This window comes from Laedolimicola ammoniilytica, assembly GCF_025567165.1.
GTDB lineage: Bacteria > Bacillota > Clostridia > Lachnospirales > Lachnospiraceae > Laedolimicola > Laedolimicola ammoniilytica.
Window position 1 is genome coordinate 47,105 of sequence record NZ_JAOQKC010000008.1, and the last position, 18,705, is coordinate 65,809.

An 18,705-nucleotide genomic window follows, 5' to 3' on the forward strand; every position below is an offset into this window, starting at 1 on the left:
AAGCGTATTACTGTGAACGTAGTGAACAGTAATAAAAGGAGGATGGATATGATTCATTTGACGATAGATGGAATCCCTGTAGAAGTGGAAAAGGGTACCACGATTCTGCAGGCCGCCAAGCAGATAGGCGTAAAGATTCCGACCCTTTGTTATCTGGAAAATGTGCTGCCCGATGGTTCCTGCCGCCTTTGTGTCGTGGAAGTAACCAACAATGGCAGAACAAAGTTTGATACGGCCTGTACCTTACGCTGCTCCGAGGGCGATGAAGTACAGACCATGTCTGAAAAGGTTGTAAAATACAGAAAAGAGACCCTGGATCTTCTGCTGTCCGATCACCGGGTACACTGCTTCTCCTGTGAAGCCAACGGCGACTGTAAGCTGCAGGATTACTGCTTTGAGTACGGCGTAGAAAAGACCAGCTTCCCGGGCGAGATGAACAACGCGCCTATCGATGATACCAATAAGTTCTTCACCTACGATCCCAGCCTGTGTATTTTATGCCACAGATGTGTCAATACCTGTAAGGAAATCGTAGGACGCGGAGCCATCGATACCATGAACCGTGGATTCCAGTCCGTCATCGGCGCTCATTATAAGAATACCTGGAATGAGGGAATCTGTGAGTCCTGCGGCAACTGTGTGCAGGCCTGTCCCACCGGAGCGCTGACCATGAAGCGCAGAAAGAAATACCGCCCCTACCAGATCGACAAAAAAGTACTGACCACCTGTCCCCACTGCGCGACCGGCTGCCAGTATTATGTACTGGTGAAGGATGGCAAGGTAGTAGATACAGAGGCCTATAACGGCCCCTCCAACAAGGGACTGCTCTGCGTCAAGGGCCGCAGCGGAAGCTTTGACTTTGCCCAGTCTCCGGAGCGTATCAAGTATCCGTTGATCAAAAATCATGAAACCGGAGAATTTGAGCGGGCTACCTGGGACGAGGCGCTGGATCTGGTGGCTTCCAAATTTATGGAGATCAAGAAGCAGTATGGCCCGGATTCCCTGGCCGGATTTGCCTGCTCCCGATCCCCCAACGAAGACATTTACATGGTACAGAAGATGGTCCGTACCTGCTTCGGTACCAACAATACCGATAACTGTGCCCGCGTCTGCCATTCCGCGTCCGTATCAGGTCTGTATATGACCCTGGGCTCCGGCGCCATGACCAATCCCATCGAGGATATCACGAAGAACGCGGAAGTGATTATGCTGGTAGGCTCCAACCCGGAGGAGGCGCATCCGGTAGTCGGTATGCAGATCCGCCAGGCAGTGAAGAGAGGCTGCAAGCTGATCGTTGTGGATCCCCGTGATATCGGTCTGGCCAAGAAGGCAGATATTCATCTGAAGCTGAAGCCGGGTACCAACGTAGCCTTTGCAAACGGTATCATGCATGTCATTATCGAGGAAGGTCTGCAGGACGAGAAGTTCATCGCGGAGCGTACCGAAGGTTATGAGAAGATCCGGGAGATTGTAAAGGATTATACGCCGGAGAAGGTGGCGGAAATCTGCCATATTGATCCGGAAGAGCTGAGAAAAGCAGCGGTTATGTACGCCAAGGCTGACCGCGCGCCGATTATCTACTGTCTGGGTGTAACCGAGCACTCCACCGGTACCGAGGGCGTTATGTCCATGTCCAACATGGCAATGCTGGTAGGCAAGCTGGGACGTCCGGGCTGCGGCGTGAACCCGCTTCGTGGACAGAACAACGTACAGGGAGCCTGCGACATGGGCGCTTCCCCCACAGATTTCCCGGGCTATCAGAAGGTTGCCGCACCGGGCGTGGTAGAGAAATTTGAAAAGGCCTGGGGCGTTCCGCTGAGCCATGAGGTGGGAACCCATGCAACCGACGTATTCCCCAAGGCTATCAATAAGGAGATTCGCGGTCTCTATATCTACGGCGAGGATCCGATTGTGACCGATCCGGATACCAATCACATTATCAAGGCGCTGAAGAGTCTGGACTTCTTCGTGCTTCAGGAGCTCTTTATGACAGAGACCGCCCAGTACGCAGATGTAATCCTTCCGGGCGTCAGCTATCTGGAGAAGGAGGGAACCTTTACCAACACCGAGCGCCGCGTGCAGAGAGTCCGCAAGGCGATCACCGTACCGGGTGAGATGCGTCTGGATACCGATATCATCATCGACCTGATGAACCGTATGGGTTATCCGCAGCCCCACCTGACCGCTGCTGAGATTATGGACGAAATCGCTTCTGTAACGCCCAGCTTCGGCGGCATCAGCCATGCCCGCCTGGACAGCGAAGAGGTGGGCGGCAAAGGCTTACAGTGGCCCTGCCCGACCAAGGATCACCCGGGTACCCCGATCATGCATGTAGGCAAGTTTTCGAGAGGCCTTGGCTGGTTCTATCCGGCAGAGTATGTGCCTTCCGCGGAGCTTCCGGATGAGGAATATCCGATTATTCTGATGACCGGACGTATCCTGTATCATTACACCACCCGCGCCATGACCGGTAAGACGCCGGAGCTCATGGAGATTGAGGGACACTCCTTTATCGAGATGAACATCGTGGATGCGGAGAAGCTGGGAATCAAGAACGGAGACCGGGTTCGCGTATCCTCCAGACGAGGAAGTATTGAGTCCACCGCCCGTGTAGGCACCAAGACCTCACCGGGTGAGAGCTGGATGCCCTTCCACTTCCCGGATGGCAACGCAAACTGGCTGACCAACGCCGCTCTGGATAAATACGCAAGAATTCCGGAGTACAAGGTCTGCGCGATTAAGATCGAGAAGGCTTAGCCTTATATACAGAACAAAACAGGCCGGACAGCGCATCGCTGCCCGGCCTGTTTTATAGAAAAAAGGAGAATTGATATGGCACAGATTACGCTTTTTACGGATATTCTTCCCGAAGAGCAAGAAAGAATGCGCGTCTGCTTTCGGGCAAAGGAAATGTGTTTTCAGAATAACGAGACCATTCTGGAATACGCAAGTTCCATGAATCAGATTGGGGTGATTCTGTATGGATGGGCGGACGGTCTGTCTGAAATGGTAAAAAGAATGGAAACCATACCCAAAATGTAAAATTTGTGTTATAATATAACATTAAATGATATCTGGAGGGGGAAGGTAGAAAGTGTCCTTAAAAGTAAGAGAAATATTGGAGCTGGCTGAGACGAAGGGATGCTCACTGGCAGCCGGAAAGGGCGGGCTTGACCGTGTAGTCCGTTTTGTTGACTGTATGGAAATACCGGATATGAAAGCGTGGATGCGGCCGAATGTCTTCTATATTACAACCGGATATACCTATAGCAATTCAGAGAAAGAAATTATCCAGTTAATCCGAGATTTGTACGACGCCAAGGCGGCAGCCCTGGCGACAAAATATAAATACATCGGCTGTTCCCTGGATGCGGCTATAAAGGTGGCGGATGAATTGCAGTTTCCGCTGATTCTGTGGCCGGAGGATCTTCCTTTTATAGAGATGAATTATCTTGTAATGGAGGCGCTTATCAAGTCGCAGAATAATCTGATGGATTCCATGCAGTCCCAGATTAAACGATATAATCAGCGGGAAATGGATCAGAGGTTATTTGTGGATCTTCTGACCGGCAACATCGCCCACGACGAGGAAGAAAATTACAGGATCAAGGAACAGAGGTGGCCCGTGCCGCCTTATCAGATTATTTATATCGAGGTTGACCGGATCAAGCAGAAGCTGCATGAGCTTCGGGAGGAAGAAGCCCAGGAGCGGATTGAAAAGATAGAAAATCTGATAAGGGAGGCCTTTACCGGGGAGCAGGTGGTTGTCCTGTCCAACAACGGCACCTTTCAATGTATCCTGAAGCGGACCGGGGATAAGGAGATCGGGGCTGATTATTTTGAAGCCATACAGAGGGAGATCTGTGAAAAAACAGGATACAGGGCGACCATAGGCGTGTCGAGGGCGGAGGATACTTATAAAAGATTCGGACAGGCCTATCAGGACGCAAGGGACGCGGTGGAAATCGCCGTATGTCAGAACCTGGAATCCAGGGTGCTCTGTATCGAAGACGCCGGTTTCTGGAAAATTTTGAAAAAAATCAGCAAGCAGGATATGTGCCGGGAATTTGTGGAAGAAAAGCTGAACGCGTTTATTGAATACGATCAGGAGAATGAGAGAGAGCTTCTGGAGACGCTGGAGGCTCTGGTCAACAATCTGGGAGCCAGGAATGTGACGGCAAACGCGCTGCATTTACATCGGAATACGCTGATGTACCGGATTAAGAAGATTGAAAATCAGACAGGCTATGACTTGTCTGCTCCCAACAGCATCCTGGAGCTTGCGTTTGCGCTCCGGATTATGAAATTTATGAAATAAAGGGCAGATGAAAAAACTCCGTCGTAATGTATAGATTATCATTTGCAAGTGAGAACCGTTGTGCATGGTGCATAAAAAAACAGGGGTTTTATGGTGCGCAGGGAGCGTCGACATGAAAAGGAAGCAGTGCTATACTAAGAATAGCAAGAGCTGAATGATCTTTTGGAAACCTGGATCCCATGGTACTGGAGGTTTCGGAAGATTATTTTACTGAAACGGAGGAAAAAGATGTGAAACAGAGAACGGGTACTGTAAATTGTATGATTGTAACGCTTATCCTTTGCATTATTGCGGAGCTGATTGGACCGTTGCAATTCAAGGTGATGGGAGTCGATGTAAAGATCCTGACCATGATTTGGGTTATCATTATGGGAATTTTATTATCCCCCTCACTTCTGGGAAAAGTAATCCCGCCGCTTAAGAAAGTTATCGGCCACGCTGAGATCAGCCGTGCACCCTACTTACTGTCCCTGACCTTATACCCCCTGGGCATCATGTTCGGTATCAGTGCAGGACCGAAGGTCGGAATCGTGCTTCAGGCAGGTCCGGCTCTGCTGCTGCAGGAGTTGGGTAACCTGGCAACTATGCTGATTGCGCTGCCCTTAGGTCTGCTGATTGGACTGGGAAGAAGTGCGGTTGGTGGAACCTTCTCCCTGTGTCGTGATACCGCGCTGGGAATTATCGGAGATAAGTACGGTCTGGAGTCCAGAGAAGGTATGGGAACTCTGGGAACCTACATCAGCGGAAGTGTATTCGGAACCTTATTCTACTCTTTCTTGGCACCCGTCGGCCTGCTTCTGGGATTCCACCCCTTCGCACTGGCTATGGCGTCCGGAATGGGAAGTGCGTCCATGATGAACGCAGCTACCGCAGCCCTTACCAGTGCTGCCCCGGCTATGTACTCTGAGCAGATTCTCGCATATTCAGCAACCAGTGGACTTCTGACTGCTGTAACAGGTGTGTATGTTGAGATGTTCGTGGCATTACCGCTGGCTAACTGGTATTATAAGCGCATAAATCCGGGTATCGAGCGCTTTAGACAGAGAGTATTTAAGAAAGCACCGGAGGGAGAGGTATAAAATGGAAGCTGCAAAGGAAAAATCACTGCTTGAAACTATTTTAGAGCAGATTAAAATTATTGTCGTTATTTATGGAATCATCATTGTGGTTCATATGGTTTCTATGGGAACCCCGCTTCCGGGTCTGCTGAAGTCAACCGTAGTAAGTTTTATCATGGTTGCAATCGCAATCGTTCTGAAGAACGTGGTAAAGAAACCGAATCTTCCGGGATTTGCGTGGGCTACCCTGGTGGCATTTGTTTTAACACTGCCGATCTCCCCGCTTTCCGATACGATCGTTGAGTTGATGAGCGCATACAGCTTCGGTCTGGTGGGAATCCCGCTGCTGAGCTTCGCGGGAATCGCGGTAGGAGAGCAGCTGGAGGTATTCAAGAAGCTGAGCTGGAAGATTGTAATTATTTCTTTCGTAGTTATGGCGTCTACCTATTTTGGTTCCGCAGCAATTTCCAATATTATTCTGGCTGCAAAGGGACTGATTTAATATAACATTTTGTGAAATTTTGAACAGTAACAGGAAATCCTGCGAGGATTTCCTGTTATAATAAAATTCAAATGAAATGGAGAGAAGCATATGGAGACATTAGAGACATTAAAACAGGAAATCAGTACACTTGCAGATGCAAGACAGGAAGAGTTTGAGAAGGTATGTAGCTATATTTTTGAGAATCCGGAGCTGGCGTTCAAGGAATACAAGGCTCAGGAAGCACTCTGTAAGCTTCTGGAAAGCAATGGATTTGAAGTAAAACGTGGAATTTCTGAACTGCCCACCTCTTTTGAGGCAGTATATGATACCGGAAAACCGGGCAAGACCGTAGCTCTGATGGGAGAGTATGACTGTCTTCCGGAAATCGGACATGGCTGTGGCCATAACATCATCGGAACCTCTGCGGCAGGAGCCGGCATCGTATTAAAAGAGGTTATGGAAAAGCACGGAATTGGCGGCGTGTTAAAGGTATTAGGCACACCGGCTGAGGAAAAGGGAAGCGGAAAAGCTATCATGGTTCGTCACGGCGTATTTAAGGGAATCGACACAGCGCTTCTGATGCATCCGACCGAGGCGTCCATGCCGGATGATATTTCCTTCGCATGCGTTACCCTGGAGTTCACCTTCAAGGGAAGTCCTGCACATGCAGCAGCATTCCCGTGGAAGGGAGCAAATGCTCTGAGCGGCGTACAGCTGATGTTCCACGCAGTTGATATGATGAGACTGCATTTCAAGGATTTCAGCCGTGTACATGGAATCATCACCGAGGGTGGTACCGCGCACAATACCATAACTGCAGAGGCAAAGGCTGTATTTAACATCCGTGCTCTGGAGTATGAGTATATGATGGAGTTGGTTGACATCATTAAGGACTGCGCAAGGGGTGCTGCAATCGCTACCAGAACAGAGGTTGAAGTACAGCAGTTAGATGAGGTTGTCAAGGATATCCGCAACGATAAGAGAATGGTTGACTATGTACGTAAGAACATGGAGTTCATCGGCGAGGATTACATCGAGCGTGATCTGACCCAGGGTATCGGTTCTACAGACGTAGGAAACGTATCTCATGAGATTCCGACCATTCAGTTCTATGTAAGACTGAAAGAGAATGTGGGAACACATACCAAGGAATTTGCTGAAGCAGCAGGCGGAGAAGAAGGAAAGCGTACCTTACATCAGGCTGTAAAGCTGTTGGCGATGAGTGCGTTAGACGTATTTAACGAATATAACGAATAATCCAATCCAAAAAAGGTAGTAGAGACGAGCCGGACGGCGAAGGCTGTCCGGTCCGTTTTTTTCGGGGAAATTTTTATAAAAAGCGCTTGACATGGGAAATAAAACGTGATAAGATAGCACGGTGACAGAAAGCAGAGTATCCACTCTCACCTTAGCGCAACAGGCGACTCGGGTTTATATGTATCGAAGATACCGACATCAGTATACGTCGTGTAAAAAGATATTTCAAGTGGATAGTCTGACTATCCACTTTTTTAGTTTTTTCTTTCTTAGAAGGAGGGCACTACCATTAGCGATTTAATGATTAACGAACAGATCCGGGATAAAGAGATTCGACTGATTGGCTCGAACGGAGAGCAGCTTGGAATCATGTCTGCAAGAGATGCGATGAAAATTGCCCGGGAAGCAGAACTGGACCTGGTGAAGATTGCACCGACGGCGAAACCGCCTGTCTGCAAGATCATTGATTACGGCAAGTACAAGTACGAGCAGGCGAGAAAAGAGAAGGAAGCCAAGAAGAAGCAGAGAACCATTGAGATTAAGGAAGTTCGTCTGTCACCGAATATCGAGGAGAACGACCTGAATACCAAGGTGGGCGCTGCCAAGAAGTTCATCCAGAAGGGTGACAAGGTAAAGGTAACCTTACGTTTCCGAGGCAGAGAGATGGCCCATGTACAGAAGACCAAGCAGATTCTCGACGTATTTGCGGAGAAGATGGCAGATGTCGCTGTAGTGGAGAAGGCTCCGAAGATGGAAGGCCGTCAGATGATGATGTTTCTGGCAGAGAAGCGTCAGTAAAATATGGAAATCAACCGTGGAAGCGGCAATGATTTGATAGAAATTTGGAAAAGGATACTAGGATAGGAGGAGTATATAAAATGCCAAAAATTAAGACAAGCAGAGCAGCAGCAAAGCGTTTCAAAGTAACAGGTACAGGCAAACTCAAGAGAATGAAAGCTTATAAGAGCCATATCTTAACCAAGAAATCTCAGAAGAGAAAGAGAAATCTCAGAAAAGCTACCATTACGGATGCAACCAACGTAAAGAGCATGAAGAAGATTCTGCCGTATCTGTAAGTTTCAGTACAGAACAGGCGGAAGTGAGAAGTTTCAAGGAGGAAAGAAGAAATGGCAAGAATTAAAGGCGGTTTAGGCGCTAAGAAAAGACATAACAGAGTATTAAAGCTCGCTAAGGGATACAGAGGAGCAAGAAGCAAGCAGTACCGTGTAGCAAAGCAGTCCGTGATGAGAGCACTGACCAGCTCCTACGCAGGAAGAAAAGAGAGAAAGCGTCAGTTCCGTCAGCTTTGGATCGCACGTATCAACGCTGCAGCACGTCTGAACGGACTTTCCTACAGCAAGTTCATGTATGGACTGAAGCAGGCTGAGGTTGAGCTGAACCGTAAGGTACTGGCTGACATGGCAGTAAATGATCCGGCTGGATTCGCTACTCTGGCAGAAGTTGCTAAGAGCAAGCTGGCATAAGACCAAGAAACAGAGCGCATGATGCAGCCATAGGCTGCGCATAGCGCTCTTTGTTGATTTTCTGGAGGAAAATAAAATGACAGAGATTACCATTATTTCCGGTTTCCTGGGAGCCGGAAAAACAACACTGATTAAGAAGCTTCTGGAAGAGGTATTTAAGGGCGAGAAGATCGTGCTTATCGAGAACGAGTTCGGCGAGATCGGCATCGACGGTGGCTTCCTGAAGGAGGCAGGCGTACAGGTAAACGAGATGAACTCCGGCTGTATCTGCTGCTCCCTGGTGGGAGACTTCGGAACCGCTCTGAAAGAAGTTATCGATACCTACGCGCCGGACCGCATCCTGATTGAGCCGTCAGGCGTAGGCAAGCTGTCCGACGTTATGAAGGCTGTTCAGAATGTGGCTGGCCATATGGACGTTCACATCGACAGCTCTCTGGTAGTCGTAGACGGTAAGAAATGCAAGATGTATATGAAGAACTTCGGCGAGTTCTTCAATAACCAGGTAGAGCACGCAGGCACCATCGTACTGAGCCGTACCCAGAGCATGACGGAGGAAAAGCTTCAGGAGGCTGTGAAGATGCTGCGTGAGCACAATGCGAAGGCAACTATGATTACTACTCCCTGGGATCAGTTAAATGGCAGACAGATTCTGGACGCTATGAAGCATGCAGAGCTGGATATGGGCGACCTGCATCATGAGGATCATGACCATGAGCATGATCATCACGACCACGATCATGACCATGAGCATGATCACCACGACCATGAGCATCATCATGATCACGATCATGACCACGGCGAGGGCTGCACCTGTGGCTGCCATGACCACGATCATCACCATCATCACGATCATGAGGGACACCATCATGCAGACGAGGTATTTACCAGCTGGGGCGTAGAAACTCCGAAGCGTTTTGAAAAAGAAGAGCTGGAGAAGATTCTGGAAACCTTAAGCAAGTCCGGCCTGTACGGCCTAATTTTACGTGCCAAGGGTATCATCCAGAGCACCGACGGAAGCTGGATGGAGTTCGACTTCGTACCGGAGGAGTATGAGATCCGCGAAGGACATCCGGATTACACCGGCCGTCTCTGCGTCATCGGCTCCCTGCTTGATGAGGATGGACTGAAAGAGCTCTTCGGAGTGTAAAGAGGAAGAAATTATGGCAAACAAGATCCCGATTTATATGGTAAATGGCTTTCTGGAGAGCGGAAAGACCACATTTATACAGGAGACCCTGTCCGATCCCTATTTTTCCGACGGCGGCAAGACTCTGCTTATCGCCTGCGAAGAGGGCGAGGAGGAGTATGACCTGCATGTGCTGGAGTCCTATGATACGACCCTGGTAACCATCGAGGGCAAGGCGGAATTCACGAAGGAATTTCTGGAGGACTGCCAGAAAAAGTATAAGCCCAGCCAGGTCATGATTGAGTGGAACGGCATGTGGGGCATGCAGCTGTACCGGGAAATGAATTTTCCGAAGGGCTGGTTCCCGGCCCAGGATATCACCCTGGTGGACGCCACCACCTTTGACCTGTATATGCAGAATATGAAGTCCCTGTTCATGGATATGGTACAGGATTCCGATCTGGTCATCTTTGACCGATGCACAGAGGGCACCAAGGCGGCTTCCTACAAGCGCAATATCCGCGCCGTGAATCCCCGGGCCCAAGTGGAATTTGAGCAGGAGGGCGGCGAGCCCTTCGAGTTTGAGGACGAGCTTCCCTTTGACCTGAACGCGGACATCATTGACATCAGCGATATCGACTACGGCATCTGGTATGTGGACGCCATGGATCACCCGGAGCACTACGATGGCAAGACCATCCGCTTCAAGGGCCGCGTCATGAAGCCCCGCCGGATGACTCCGGGCTACTTCGTGCCGGGCAGAAAGGCCATGACCTGTTGTGCCGACGATACGGTATTCCTGGGTTTCCTGTGCCGTAGCCACAATGTGGATAAGCTGAAGAACGGCCAGTGGCTGACCGTGACGGCCAAGGTCTACGTGGAGAAGAGGGATGAGTATTCCGGCGAGGAAGGACCGGTGCTTTATACCAAGGCCCTGAAGTCCGCAGAGCCCCCCGAGGAAGAAATGGTTTATTTCTAAGCGAAAAAATAAAAATTTTTGTAAATTAGGACTTTACAGGAAATATTTTTTCTGATAAGATAAGTCCATCAGTGAACAAGGCGGTTTGCAACAGGCAAACTGCCTTTTCTTTTTATTATAAAGCAGATAAGCCAATGCAAGGGCGGCGGATCAGATGAGGAGGAAGAAGCATGGACAACATTGATTTAAGCATACTGAAATGTCTGAAGGAGAATTCCAGACAGACGGCGTCAACCATCAGCCAGTCCATCAATCTGTCCGTATCGGCAGTGATTGAGCGGATTCGGAAAATGGAAGCGAAGGGCATTATTCAGCAGTACACGGTGGTGCTGGACGAGAAGCAGCTGGGCAACGACCTGACCGTATTTATTTCCGTGCGGCTGGAGCACCCGAAATACGGCAAAGACTTTGCGGAGGCCGCGGCGAAGCACTGCCATGTGGCCGAGTGCTATTATATCGCGGGCGATGTGGATTATCTGCTGAAGATCGTGACCGACTCCTCCCGGAGTCTGGAGGTGATTCACCAGGATATCAAGGAGATGCCCGGCGTATCCTGGACCAAAACTCTGTATGTCTTATCTACAATTAAAAATGATGTGTCAGTCTTACCCGGAGAAGTGTAATCTCCGGGTATTTTTGTCTGAAAGACTTGACACTTTGTAAAAGTTGGAATATGCTCATAGAACGGGCATCTATATTCAGAAAAAGGGAAAGAGGAATTGCCGTGAGAGAGATCAAAGCAGGCGAGTACTATCGCCATTTTAAAGGCGGCCAGTATCAGGTGACAGCCATCGCGCGGGATGCGGATACGGAAGAAAAGGTGGTCGTATACCAGGCTTTATATGGAGAGGAAGACTTTTGGGTACGCCCCTACGAGGAGTTTGCAGGCGAGGTAGATCACGAGAAGTATCCGGAGGCGGAGCAGACCTGGCGGTTTGAGAAGATCGAGGAGCCCAGGGAAATGAATCCGCTGCTGCTTCGTTTTCTGGACGCAGAGACGTACCGGGATAAGCTGGAGCTGTTTCAGGCCTGGGAAGCCTATGCGGACGAACAGCTTCTGGAGAGCATCGCAGTGTCTCTGGATATTACGCTGGGACAGGGTACTGTCCGGGATAAATACCGGGAGATTCTGAACTGTCTGAAGACCATGGAGCACTTCGAGACAGATCGGTTCCGATAAGAGGGAGAGAAAGGCATGGATATTGTAATCATCGGGGACGGAAAAGTGGGACATAAGCTTGCCATGCAGCTGTCCGGTGAAAAATACAATGTGACACTGATTGACAAAAGTGAACGAAAGCTCAGAAACGCGGTCAATGAGATGGACGTATCCTGTGTGGTGGGCGATGGAGCCAGCGCGGATATTCAGCGTCAGGCGGACGTGCCGGGGGCGGATCTGGTGATTGCCTGCGCGTCTACAGACGAGATGAATCTGTTCTGCTGCCTGCTGGCCAGAAAGCTGGGAGCCAAGCAGACCATCGCCCGTGTGCGGAATCCGATTTATCATAATCAGATCGATTTGCTGAAGGAGGATCTGAAGCTCAGTATGGCGGTAAATCCGGAACGGGCTCTGGCGGGGGAGATATCCCGGGTTCTGATCTTCCCGTCTGCAGCGAAGCTCGAGACCTTCGTAAAGGGCCGGGTCGAGCTGGTGGAGGTGACATATCCGTCTCACAGCTCCATCGATGGTCTTTCTTTAAGCGAGTTATATAAAAAGCATCAGATCAAAATGCTGGTCTGTGCGGTGCAGCGGGACGGGGAGGTCTATATTCCCGATGGTAATTTTGTGCCCCAGCCCGGCGACAAGATCAACATCACAGCTTCCCATCCGGAGATTGAGAAGTTCCTGAAGCTTACCAAGGGTATCATCGGCAAGGCTAAAAATGTCATGATCTGCGGCGGCGGACGGGTGGCCTATTATCTGGGTAGCCAGCTTCTGGAGCTTGGTATGCAGGTCAAGATTATAGAGGTGGACGAGAAGCGTTGCATGGAGCTCTGCGATCTGCTTCCCAAAGCGACGATTATCCATGGCAATGCCACCGATCACGAGCTTCTGGAAGAGGAAGGAATCTCCAAGGCAGACGCCTTTGTAACCCTGACCGGTATGGATGAGGAAAATATCATCATGTCCATGTACGCGAAAAGCCGTCATGTACCCAAGGTCGTCACCAAGATCAACGACGAGGGTCTGCAGAGCATGGTGGATCAGCTGGGCATGGAGAGCGTGGTTTCCGCGAAGAACGTTACGGCCAACGCGATTACCAGCTATGTGCGCGCCATGCGGAATTCCATGGGAAGCGCCAATGTGGAGACGGTATATAAGCTGATTGGCGGCAAGATCGAGGCGCTGGAGTTCCGGATCCGGGAGAAAACCAGGTACACCGGTATTCCGCTGAAGGATCTGAAGCTGAAGAGCAACCATCTGGTAGCCTGCATTGTACGGAACCGCCGTACCATCATACCAGGCGGAAATGATACGCTGGAGGTAGGCGATAGTGTCATTGTCATTTCCATGGGACAGGGCCTCGAGGATTTGCAGGACATCATGCGCTAGTGGGGGAAAGCTATGAATTACGGAATGATAAGATACATCGTGGGGAAAATGCTTCTGATAGAAGGTTTTCTGCTGCTTTTCCCGGCCTTTGTGTCATTTTTATATGGGGAAATGGAAGGTATCAGCTTCCTGCTGACTGCGATGCTCCTGCTCCTGGTATCGTTTCTGAGCTCCCGGAAGCCGGAGAATACGGCCATTTACGCCAAGGAGGGATTCCTTATCGTGGCACTGGCCTGGATTCTGTGGTCGGTATTCGGCGCGCTGCCTTTCCTGCTTTCGGGCTGCATCCCCCGGTTTGAGGATGCGTTCTTTGAGGTGGTGTCGGGCTTTACGACCACGGGCTCCACGATTTTAAGAGATATTGAGGGGCTGCCCAAGTGCATGAATTTCTGGCGCTGCCTGACCCACTGGGTGGGCGGCATGGGCGTGCTGGTATTCGTCATGGCGGTGATCCCCTTAAGCAATAAGAATTCCATGTTCCTGATGCGTGCGGAGATACCGGGACCCACCTGCGATAAGCTGGTACCCAAGGCGCGTACCACGGCGCGGATTCTGTACACCATGTATCTGGGGCTGTCTGTGGCGGAGGTCATTTTCCTGCTGGCAGGCGACATGAATCTGTACCAGGCAGTGATTCACACCTTCAGTACAGCCGGAACCGGAGGCTTCTCCGACCGGAACGCCAGCGTGGCGGCTTTTAACAGTGCCTATATCGACGGCGTGATTACGGTCTTTATGCTGCTGTTCGGCATCAACTTCAACCTGTATTTCCTGCTGCTCATGAAGAACGTCAAGGGTTTCTTTAAAAATGAGGAGCTGCGGAATTATCTGGGAATTGTGGCGGCAGCGATTGCACTGATCACGATTAATATTATGAATCTGTACGGCGGCGTGCTGCACGCTTTCCGTTACGCGGCCTTCCAGGTGGTATCGGTTATTACGACCACCGGCTTTGTAACGGCAAATTTTGATTTGTGGCCGGAGTTTTCCAAGACCATTCTGCTGCTTCTGATGGTGGTGGGAGCCTGCGCCGGAAGCACGGGCGGCGGCATGAAGGTGTCCCGTATTATGATTCTGGGCCGGACCATCACCAAGGAGATGCGGCAGATTCTGCATCCCAAGTCAGTCAATGTGGTAAAACTGGATGGCAAGCGCCTGACGGATGAGGAGACCCATGGGGTCTATGTGTATACTATCTGCTATTTTGTGATCTTAAGTGTGTCTGTACTGCTGATTTCGGTGGATAACTTTGATTTTATCACGAACTTTACGGCCGTATTGACTACCCTGAATAACGTGGGACCGGGTCTGGCGAAGGTGGGACCGGTGGAGAATTTCTCCGCGTTTTCCTGCTTTTCGAAGATTATCTTAAGTTTGGATATGCTCATAGGACGCCTGGAGATTCTGCCGATTATGATGCTGCTGGCTCCGGTGACCTGGCGGAAGAAGTTTTAAAAATAGCACATAACAGGGGAGCTGGTCTTTGGCTGGCTTCCATGTTAAAATAGGATTTAGAAATAAAAGGGAAAGAAGGTAATATTATGTCAGAAAAATCATGCAGCAATACAAGCTGCGATAAGACAAGCTGCGAGGGATGTCCCAGCAAGGCAAAGGAGCAGCAGCCCCAGAGCCTGCAGGCAGAGTGCAACGAATACAGCTGTGTGCGCCGGGTTATCGGCGTAGTCAGCGGCAAGGGAGGCGTGGGAAAATCCATGGTGACTGCGTCTCTGGCCAATGAGCTGGCGGCGAAGGGCTACCAGGTAGGTATCCTGGACGCGGATATCACAGGTCCGTCCATTCCGAGAATGTATGGGGTACACGGTCCGGCAGAGGGCAGCGATATGGGAATTGAGCCGCGGCTTACCAAGAATGGTATCAAGCTCATGTCCATGAACCTGCTGCTTCCCACAGAGGACACTCCGGTGATCTGGAGAGGCCCGATCATCGCCAATATTGTAAAGCAGTTCTGGACCGACGTAATCTGGGGCGATCTGGATTATCTGCTGGTGGATATGCCGCCTGGAACCGGCGACGTGCCCCTGACTGTATTCCAGTCCCTGCCGGTCAACGAGATTGTAGTCGTGACCTCTCCCCAGGATCTGGTACAGCTGATCGTGAAGAAGGCGCTGAGTATGGCAGATCAGATGAAGATTCCGGTAAAGGGTGTGGTGGAGAATTATTCCTGGCTGGAGTGCCCGGACTGCGGAAAGAAGCTTTATCCCTTCGGCAAGAGCCATCTGGAGGAAATCGCAGGTGAGGAGAAGCTGCAGATTATCGGACGCGTTCCCATGAAGCCGGAATTCGCCGAAGCTGCGGATGCGGGTGAATTTGATAAGGTGAGAAATCCTTATCTGGATGTGGATTTTGAATAGGAAAATCAAAAGAAATGTGGAAAAGGATTCGCCGGGACTTGGGAAAGACCGGCGAATCCTTTTGGATACCCGAAAATCTGGAGATAAAAGAGAAAGGGAACAGAATGGAGCGCAGAGAGATTTATACGAAGATCACAGGAAAGGCTGAGACCATGAAACAGGAGCTGGTGAAGATCCGGAGGGATTTTCATCGCTATCCGGAGCTGGGATGGATGGAAATGCGGACATCCTCTATCATTGCATCTTATTTGAAAAGAGTTGGCTGTGACGAGGTGCTGGTGGGACGCGATGTGTGTCTGGATGAAGCGCGGATGGGTCTGCCTGCGGATGAGGTGTTGGACCGGCATTATGAGGAGGCGGCGGCCCAGGAGGGCACAGAGCTTGCGTATCTGTCCGATACAAAAGGTGGATTCACCGGTGTGGTTGGAATCTTGCGCTGCGGCGAAGGACCAACGGTGGCATTCCGGTTTGATATGGACGCGCTGCCGGTGCTGGAGTGCAAGGAAGAGGCACATTATCCGACAAAAGAGGGGTTTGCGTCCCGCAATACGGGTGTCATGCATGCCTGCGGCCATGACGGCCATATGACGGTAGGACTGGGAACGGCCAAAATTCTCTGCGAGCTGCGGGAACAGCTTCACGGAACCGTGAAATTTATCTTCCAGCCAGCGGAGGAAGGCGTGCGCGGAGCGAAGTCCATTGTGGAGCACGGACATCTGGACGATGTGGATTATGTGCTGGGCGCCCATATGGGAGGCGGACTGGAGCAGAAGGAAGCAGCCATCGGAATCGGTGACGGCGAGAGTCTGGCTACTGTAAAGTATGATGTGGAATTTTATGGAAAAGGCTCCCATGCGGCGGCTTCTCCGGAAGAAGGGAAAAACGCTATGTTGGCCATGGCTACGGCGATATTGAATCTGCACGCCATTCCCCGGAGTGGTAAGGGAGATACCCGGGTAAATGTGGGAAGGGTTGTGGCAGGTACCGGACGGAATATTATCTGTGAGCATGCGCACATGGAGATGGAAGTCCGGGGCATGACCACGGAGGCCAATACCTATATGAAGGAGTATGCCGAGCGGATTATCCGCAGCGCGGCCGAAATGCACGACTGCACCTGCGAGATGAAGCTCATGGGCGCAGCCATGAATGGAATCAATGATGACGCGCTGTCGGATCGGCTGGCGAAGGTTTGTGAGGAGGATTTGCATCTGCCGGTGGTTCGGCTGAAGAAGGGCGGAGCCGGAGGCAGTGAGGATTATTCTTATATGTCGGAACGGGTGCAGAGCCATGGCGGACAGTCCTGCTATTTTATGAATCTGAGCTGCTGCACAGGTACGCTTCATAACGAACGGTTTAATTTCTGGGAGGAAGCCCTTGTCAATGGGGTGAAGGCCTTCTGCGGAATTGCGGTTGAGTTGTTGCAGTAAAAATGGACGGGCCGGGACTATGTTGTACACTGGATAACAACATAGTCCCGGCCCTGTTTTTCAAGGTCGCGAAGAGGGGCTGTTTGCTGTGCAAAGGCGCCAGATGGGGAGTTGCGAATTTTTTTGAGTGGATATAAATGATTTTTATGGATTTTGATAGAAAAATGGATAGTTGTATGTCTTTTTTGTGGATTGTAAAATGAGATCAGAAAATTAAGGAGGTATGGATTTATGGGGAAGATGGCTTTTATTGCTACAGGGGACGCGTTTGTGACCAGGCGGATTCCGAAGGAAGGTTATGAGGGATTCGAGGAGCTGCAGGATGTGATTGGGAAGCATGATGTGGCGTTTTCCAATCTGGAAATGACGTTTCACAATCAGGAGGGGACACCTGCGGCTGTCAGCGGCGGAACCTGGGCGATGACGGATCCGCGTTGCCTGGATGATATGAAGCGCTATGGTTTTAATCTTTTTACGACGGCGAATAACCATAGCGGTGATTATGGGGAGAGTGGAATTCTGGCTACGATGCGCCATTTGCAGGAACGTGATATGGTCTTTTCCGGCACCGGTGCCAATATGGCGGAGGCGTCCCGTCCTTGTTATCTGGAGACGAGAAAGGGAAGGGTGGCGCTGATCAGCGTCTGTTCCACATTCAGCGACGCGAGTATTGCGGGTGGACAGTCTGGCGAGGTGTGTGGACGGCCGGGCTTAAGTCCCTTGCGTTTTTCTACGACTTATCATGTGACGCAGGAATATTATGATATGGTGAAAAAGCTGGCGGAGGCTACGGATATCAATGCCTATGAAGATTACGGGATTAAGATTGGGTATGTGAATCCGAAGCCGGAAGGCGTGGCGAACCTGGGCAAACACATTTTTAAGTTGGATACGGAAAATTGGGTGGATACTAAGCCGCAGCCCCGGGATATGGAGCGGATTGAGAAGGAGATCCAGGAAGCAAAGCGTCAGGCGGATGTGGTGCTGGTCAGTGCCCATGTGCATGAGACGGATCACAAAGATTTCGCAGTTCCACCGCAGTTCCTTGAGATTTTTTCGAAGAAATGTATTGACGCTGGCGCGACGGTTGTGATTGGACATGGCCCCCATGAACTGCGGGGAATCGAAGTGTATCACGGTGGTTTGATTCTGTATAGTCTCGGTAATTTTATTTTCCAGACGGAGACAGTGTCCATGCAGCCTTATGAAGCGTTTGCGAATAAGGGCCTTTCGACGGATATGAAGGTCGGAGAGTTTATGAATCTGCGCAGTAAGAACGGTACAGTAGGGTATCCTACGCTGGAGAATATCTGGCGGTCGGTAATGGCGGCCTGGACGATGGAGGATGGTGTGCTGACACAGGTTCAGTTGTATCCGATTTCGCTGGGGATGGGAGAACTCAGGACGCGGAGAGGTACGCCGGTGATGGCGGAGAATGATGCGGTGCTTAGGTATCTGGCGGAGCTTAGCCGACCGTTTGGGACGGAGATCCGTATTGATGGCGGAGTTGGGTTTATTGATTTGAAATAGGACGGCCGGGCCGGGGCTATGTTGTACACTGGATAACAACATCGCCCCGGCCCTGACTTTCGATGTCGCGAGGTGGGCTGTTTGCTGTGCAAAGGCACCTTAGGCAGAGGCGG

At 50.6% G+C, this 18,705-nt stretch carries 18 protein-coding genes; all 18 read left to right on the top strand.

Annotation, left to right across the window (positions count from 1 at the left end):
• The first annotated feature begins 48 nt into the window (after positions 1–48).
• The 18 genes from fdhF (at position 49) to OCV63_RS07490 (ending at position 18,592) form a co-directional block, all read left to right on the top strand.
• Entirely contained in the window at positions 49–2,757 is a 2,709-nt protein-coding gene (gene fdhF / locus OCV63_RS07405) for a formate dehydrogenase subunit alpha (RefSeq protein WP_158363217.1), read from the top strand.
• Between the two features lie 75 nt (positions 2,758–2,832).
• Entirely contained in the window at positions 2,833–3,042 is a 210-nt protein-coding gene (locus tag OCV63_RS07410) for a hypothetical protein (protein WP_262670701.1), read from the top strand.
• A gap of 52 nt (positions 3,043–3,094) precedes the next feature.
• A complete protein-coding gene (locus tag OCV63_RS07415) occupies positions 3,095–4,318 on the top strand; it encodes a PucR family transcriptional regulator (RefSeq protein WP_158363218.1) in 1,224 nt (407 codons plus the stop codon).
• A 230-nt stretch (positions 4,319–4,548) separates the two neighbouring features.
• Positions 4,549–5,397, top strand: a complete 849-nt coding sequence (locus OCV63_RS07420; protein ID WP_262670702.1) for a DUF3100 domain-containing protein — start codon at positions 4,549–4,551, stop codon at positions 5,395–5,397.
• A 1-nt stretch (position 5,398) separates the two neighbouring features.
• Positions 5,399–5,878, top strand: a complete 480-nt coding sequence (locus OCV63_RS07425; RefSeq protein WP_158363219.1) for a hypothetical protein — start codon at positions 5,399–5,401, stop codon at positions 5,876–5,878.
• 90 nt (positions 5,879–5,968) lie between these two features.
• The gene (locus OCV63_RS07430) at positions 5,969–7,117 is read left to right on the top strand and encodes a M20 family metallopeptidase (RefSeq protein ID WP_158363220.1); all 1,149 of its coding nucleotides are present in this window, start codon (positions 5,969–5,971) and stop codon (positions 7,115–7,117) included.
• A 300-nt stretch (positions 7,118–7,417) separates the two neighbouring features.
• Positions 7,418–7,915 carry a translation initiation factor IF-3 gene (gene infC, locus OCV63_RS07435; protein ID WP_158363221.1) on the top strand — a complete coding sequence of 166 codons (498 nt, stop codon included), beginning with the start codon at positions 7,418–7,420 and terminating at the stop codon, positions 7,913–7,915.
• Between the two features lie 80 nt (positions 7,916–7,995).
• Positions 7,996–8,193, top strand: coding sequence for a 50S ribosomal protein L35 (gene rpmI, locus OCV63_RS07440; RefSeq protein WP_087165851.1), 198 nt, complete (start codon positions 7,996–7,998; stop codon positions 8,191–8,193).
• A gap of 51 nt (positions 8,194–8,244) precedes the next feature.
• Entirely contained in the window at positions 8,245–8,601 is a 357-nt protein-coding gene (rplT, locus tag OCV63_RS07445; protein WP_158363222.1) for a 50S ribosomal protein L20, read from the top strand.
• 76 nt (positions 8,602–8,677) lie between these two features.
• Entirely contained in the window at positions 8,678–9,748 is a 1,071-nt protein-coding gene (locus OCV63_RS07450) for a CobW family GTP-binding protein (RefSeq protein WP_158363223.1), read from the top strand.
• Positions 9,749–9,761: 13 nt separating this feature from the next.
• A complete protein-coding gene (locus OCV63_RS07455) occupies positions 9,762–10,706 on the top strand; it encodes a TIGR03943 family putative permease subunit (protein ID WP_158363224.1) in 945 nt (314 codons plus the stop codon).
• A gap of 170 nt (positions 10,707–10,876) precedes the next feature.
• The gene (locus tag OCV63_RS07460; protein WP_158363225.1) at positions 10,877–11,329 is read left to right on the top strand and encodes an Lrp/AsnC family transcriptional regulator; all 453 of its coding nucleotides are present in this window, start codon (positions 10,877–10,879) and stop codon (positions 11,327–11,329) included.
• A 101-nt stretch (positions 11,330–11,430) separates the two neighbouring features.
• The gene (locus tag OCV63_RS07465; protein WP_262670703.1) at positions 11,431–11,886 is read left to right on the top strand and encodes a DUF1653 domain-containing protein; all 456 of its coding nucleotides are present in this window, start codon (positions 11,431–11,433) and stop codon (positions 11,884–11,886) included.
• Positions 11,887–11,901: 15 nt separating this feature from the next.
• A complete protein-coding gene (trkA, locus tag OCV63_RS07470) occupies positions 11,902–13,260 on the top strand; it encodes a Trk system potassium transporter TrkA (protein ID WP_158363227.1) in 1,359 nt (452 codons plus the stop codon).
• A 12-nt stretch (positions 13,261–13,272) separates the two neighbouring features.
• Positions 13,273–14,715 carry a TrkH family potassium uptake protein gene (locus tag OCV63_RS07475; RefSeq protein WP_158363228.1) on the top strand — a complete coding sequence of 481 codons (1,443 nt, stop codon included), beginning with the start codon at positions 13,273–13,275 and terminating at the stop codon, positions 14,713–14,715.
• 86 nt (positions 14,716–14,801) lie between these two features.
• Positions 14,802–15,632 carry an Mrp/NBP35 family ATP-binding protein gene (locus OCV63_RS07480; RefSeq protein WP_158363229.1) on the top strand — a complete coding sequence of 277 codons (831 nt, stop codon included), beginning with the start codon at positions 14,802–14,804 and terminating at the stop codon, positions 15,630–15,632.
• Positions 15,633–15,646: 14 nt separating this feature from the next.
• Positions 15,647–17,062: an amidohydrolase gene (locus tag OCV63_RS07485; RefSeq protein WP_262670704.1), complete on the top strand. Its 1,416-nt coding sequence runs from the start codon at positions 15,647–15,649 to the stop codon at positions 17,060–17,062.
• A 231-nt stretch (positions 17,063–17,293) separates the two neighbouring features.
• Positions 17,294–18,592, top strand: coding sequence for a CapA family protein (locus OCV63_RS07490; protein ID WP_158363230.1), 1,299 nt, complete (start codon positions 17,294–17,296; stop codon positions 18,590–18,592).
• The last annotated feature ends 113 nt before the right edge of the window (positions 18,593–18,705 follow it).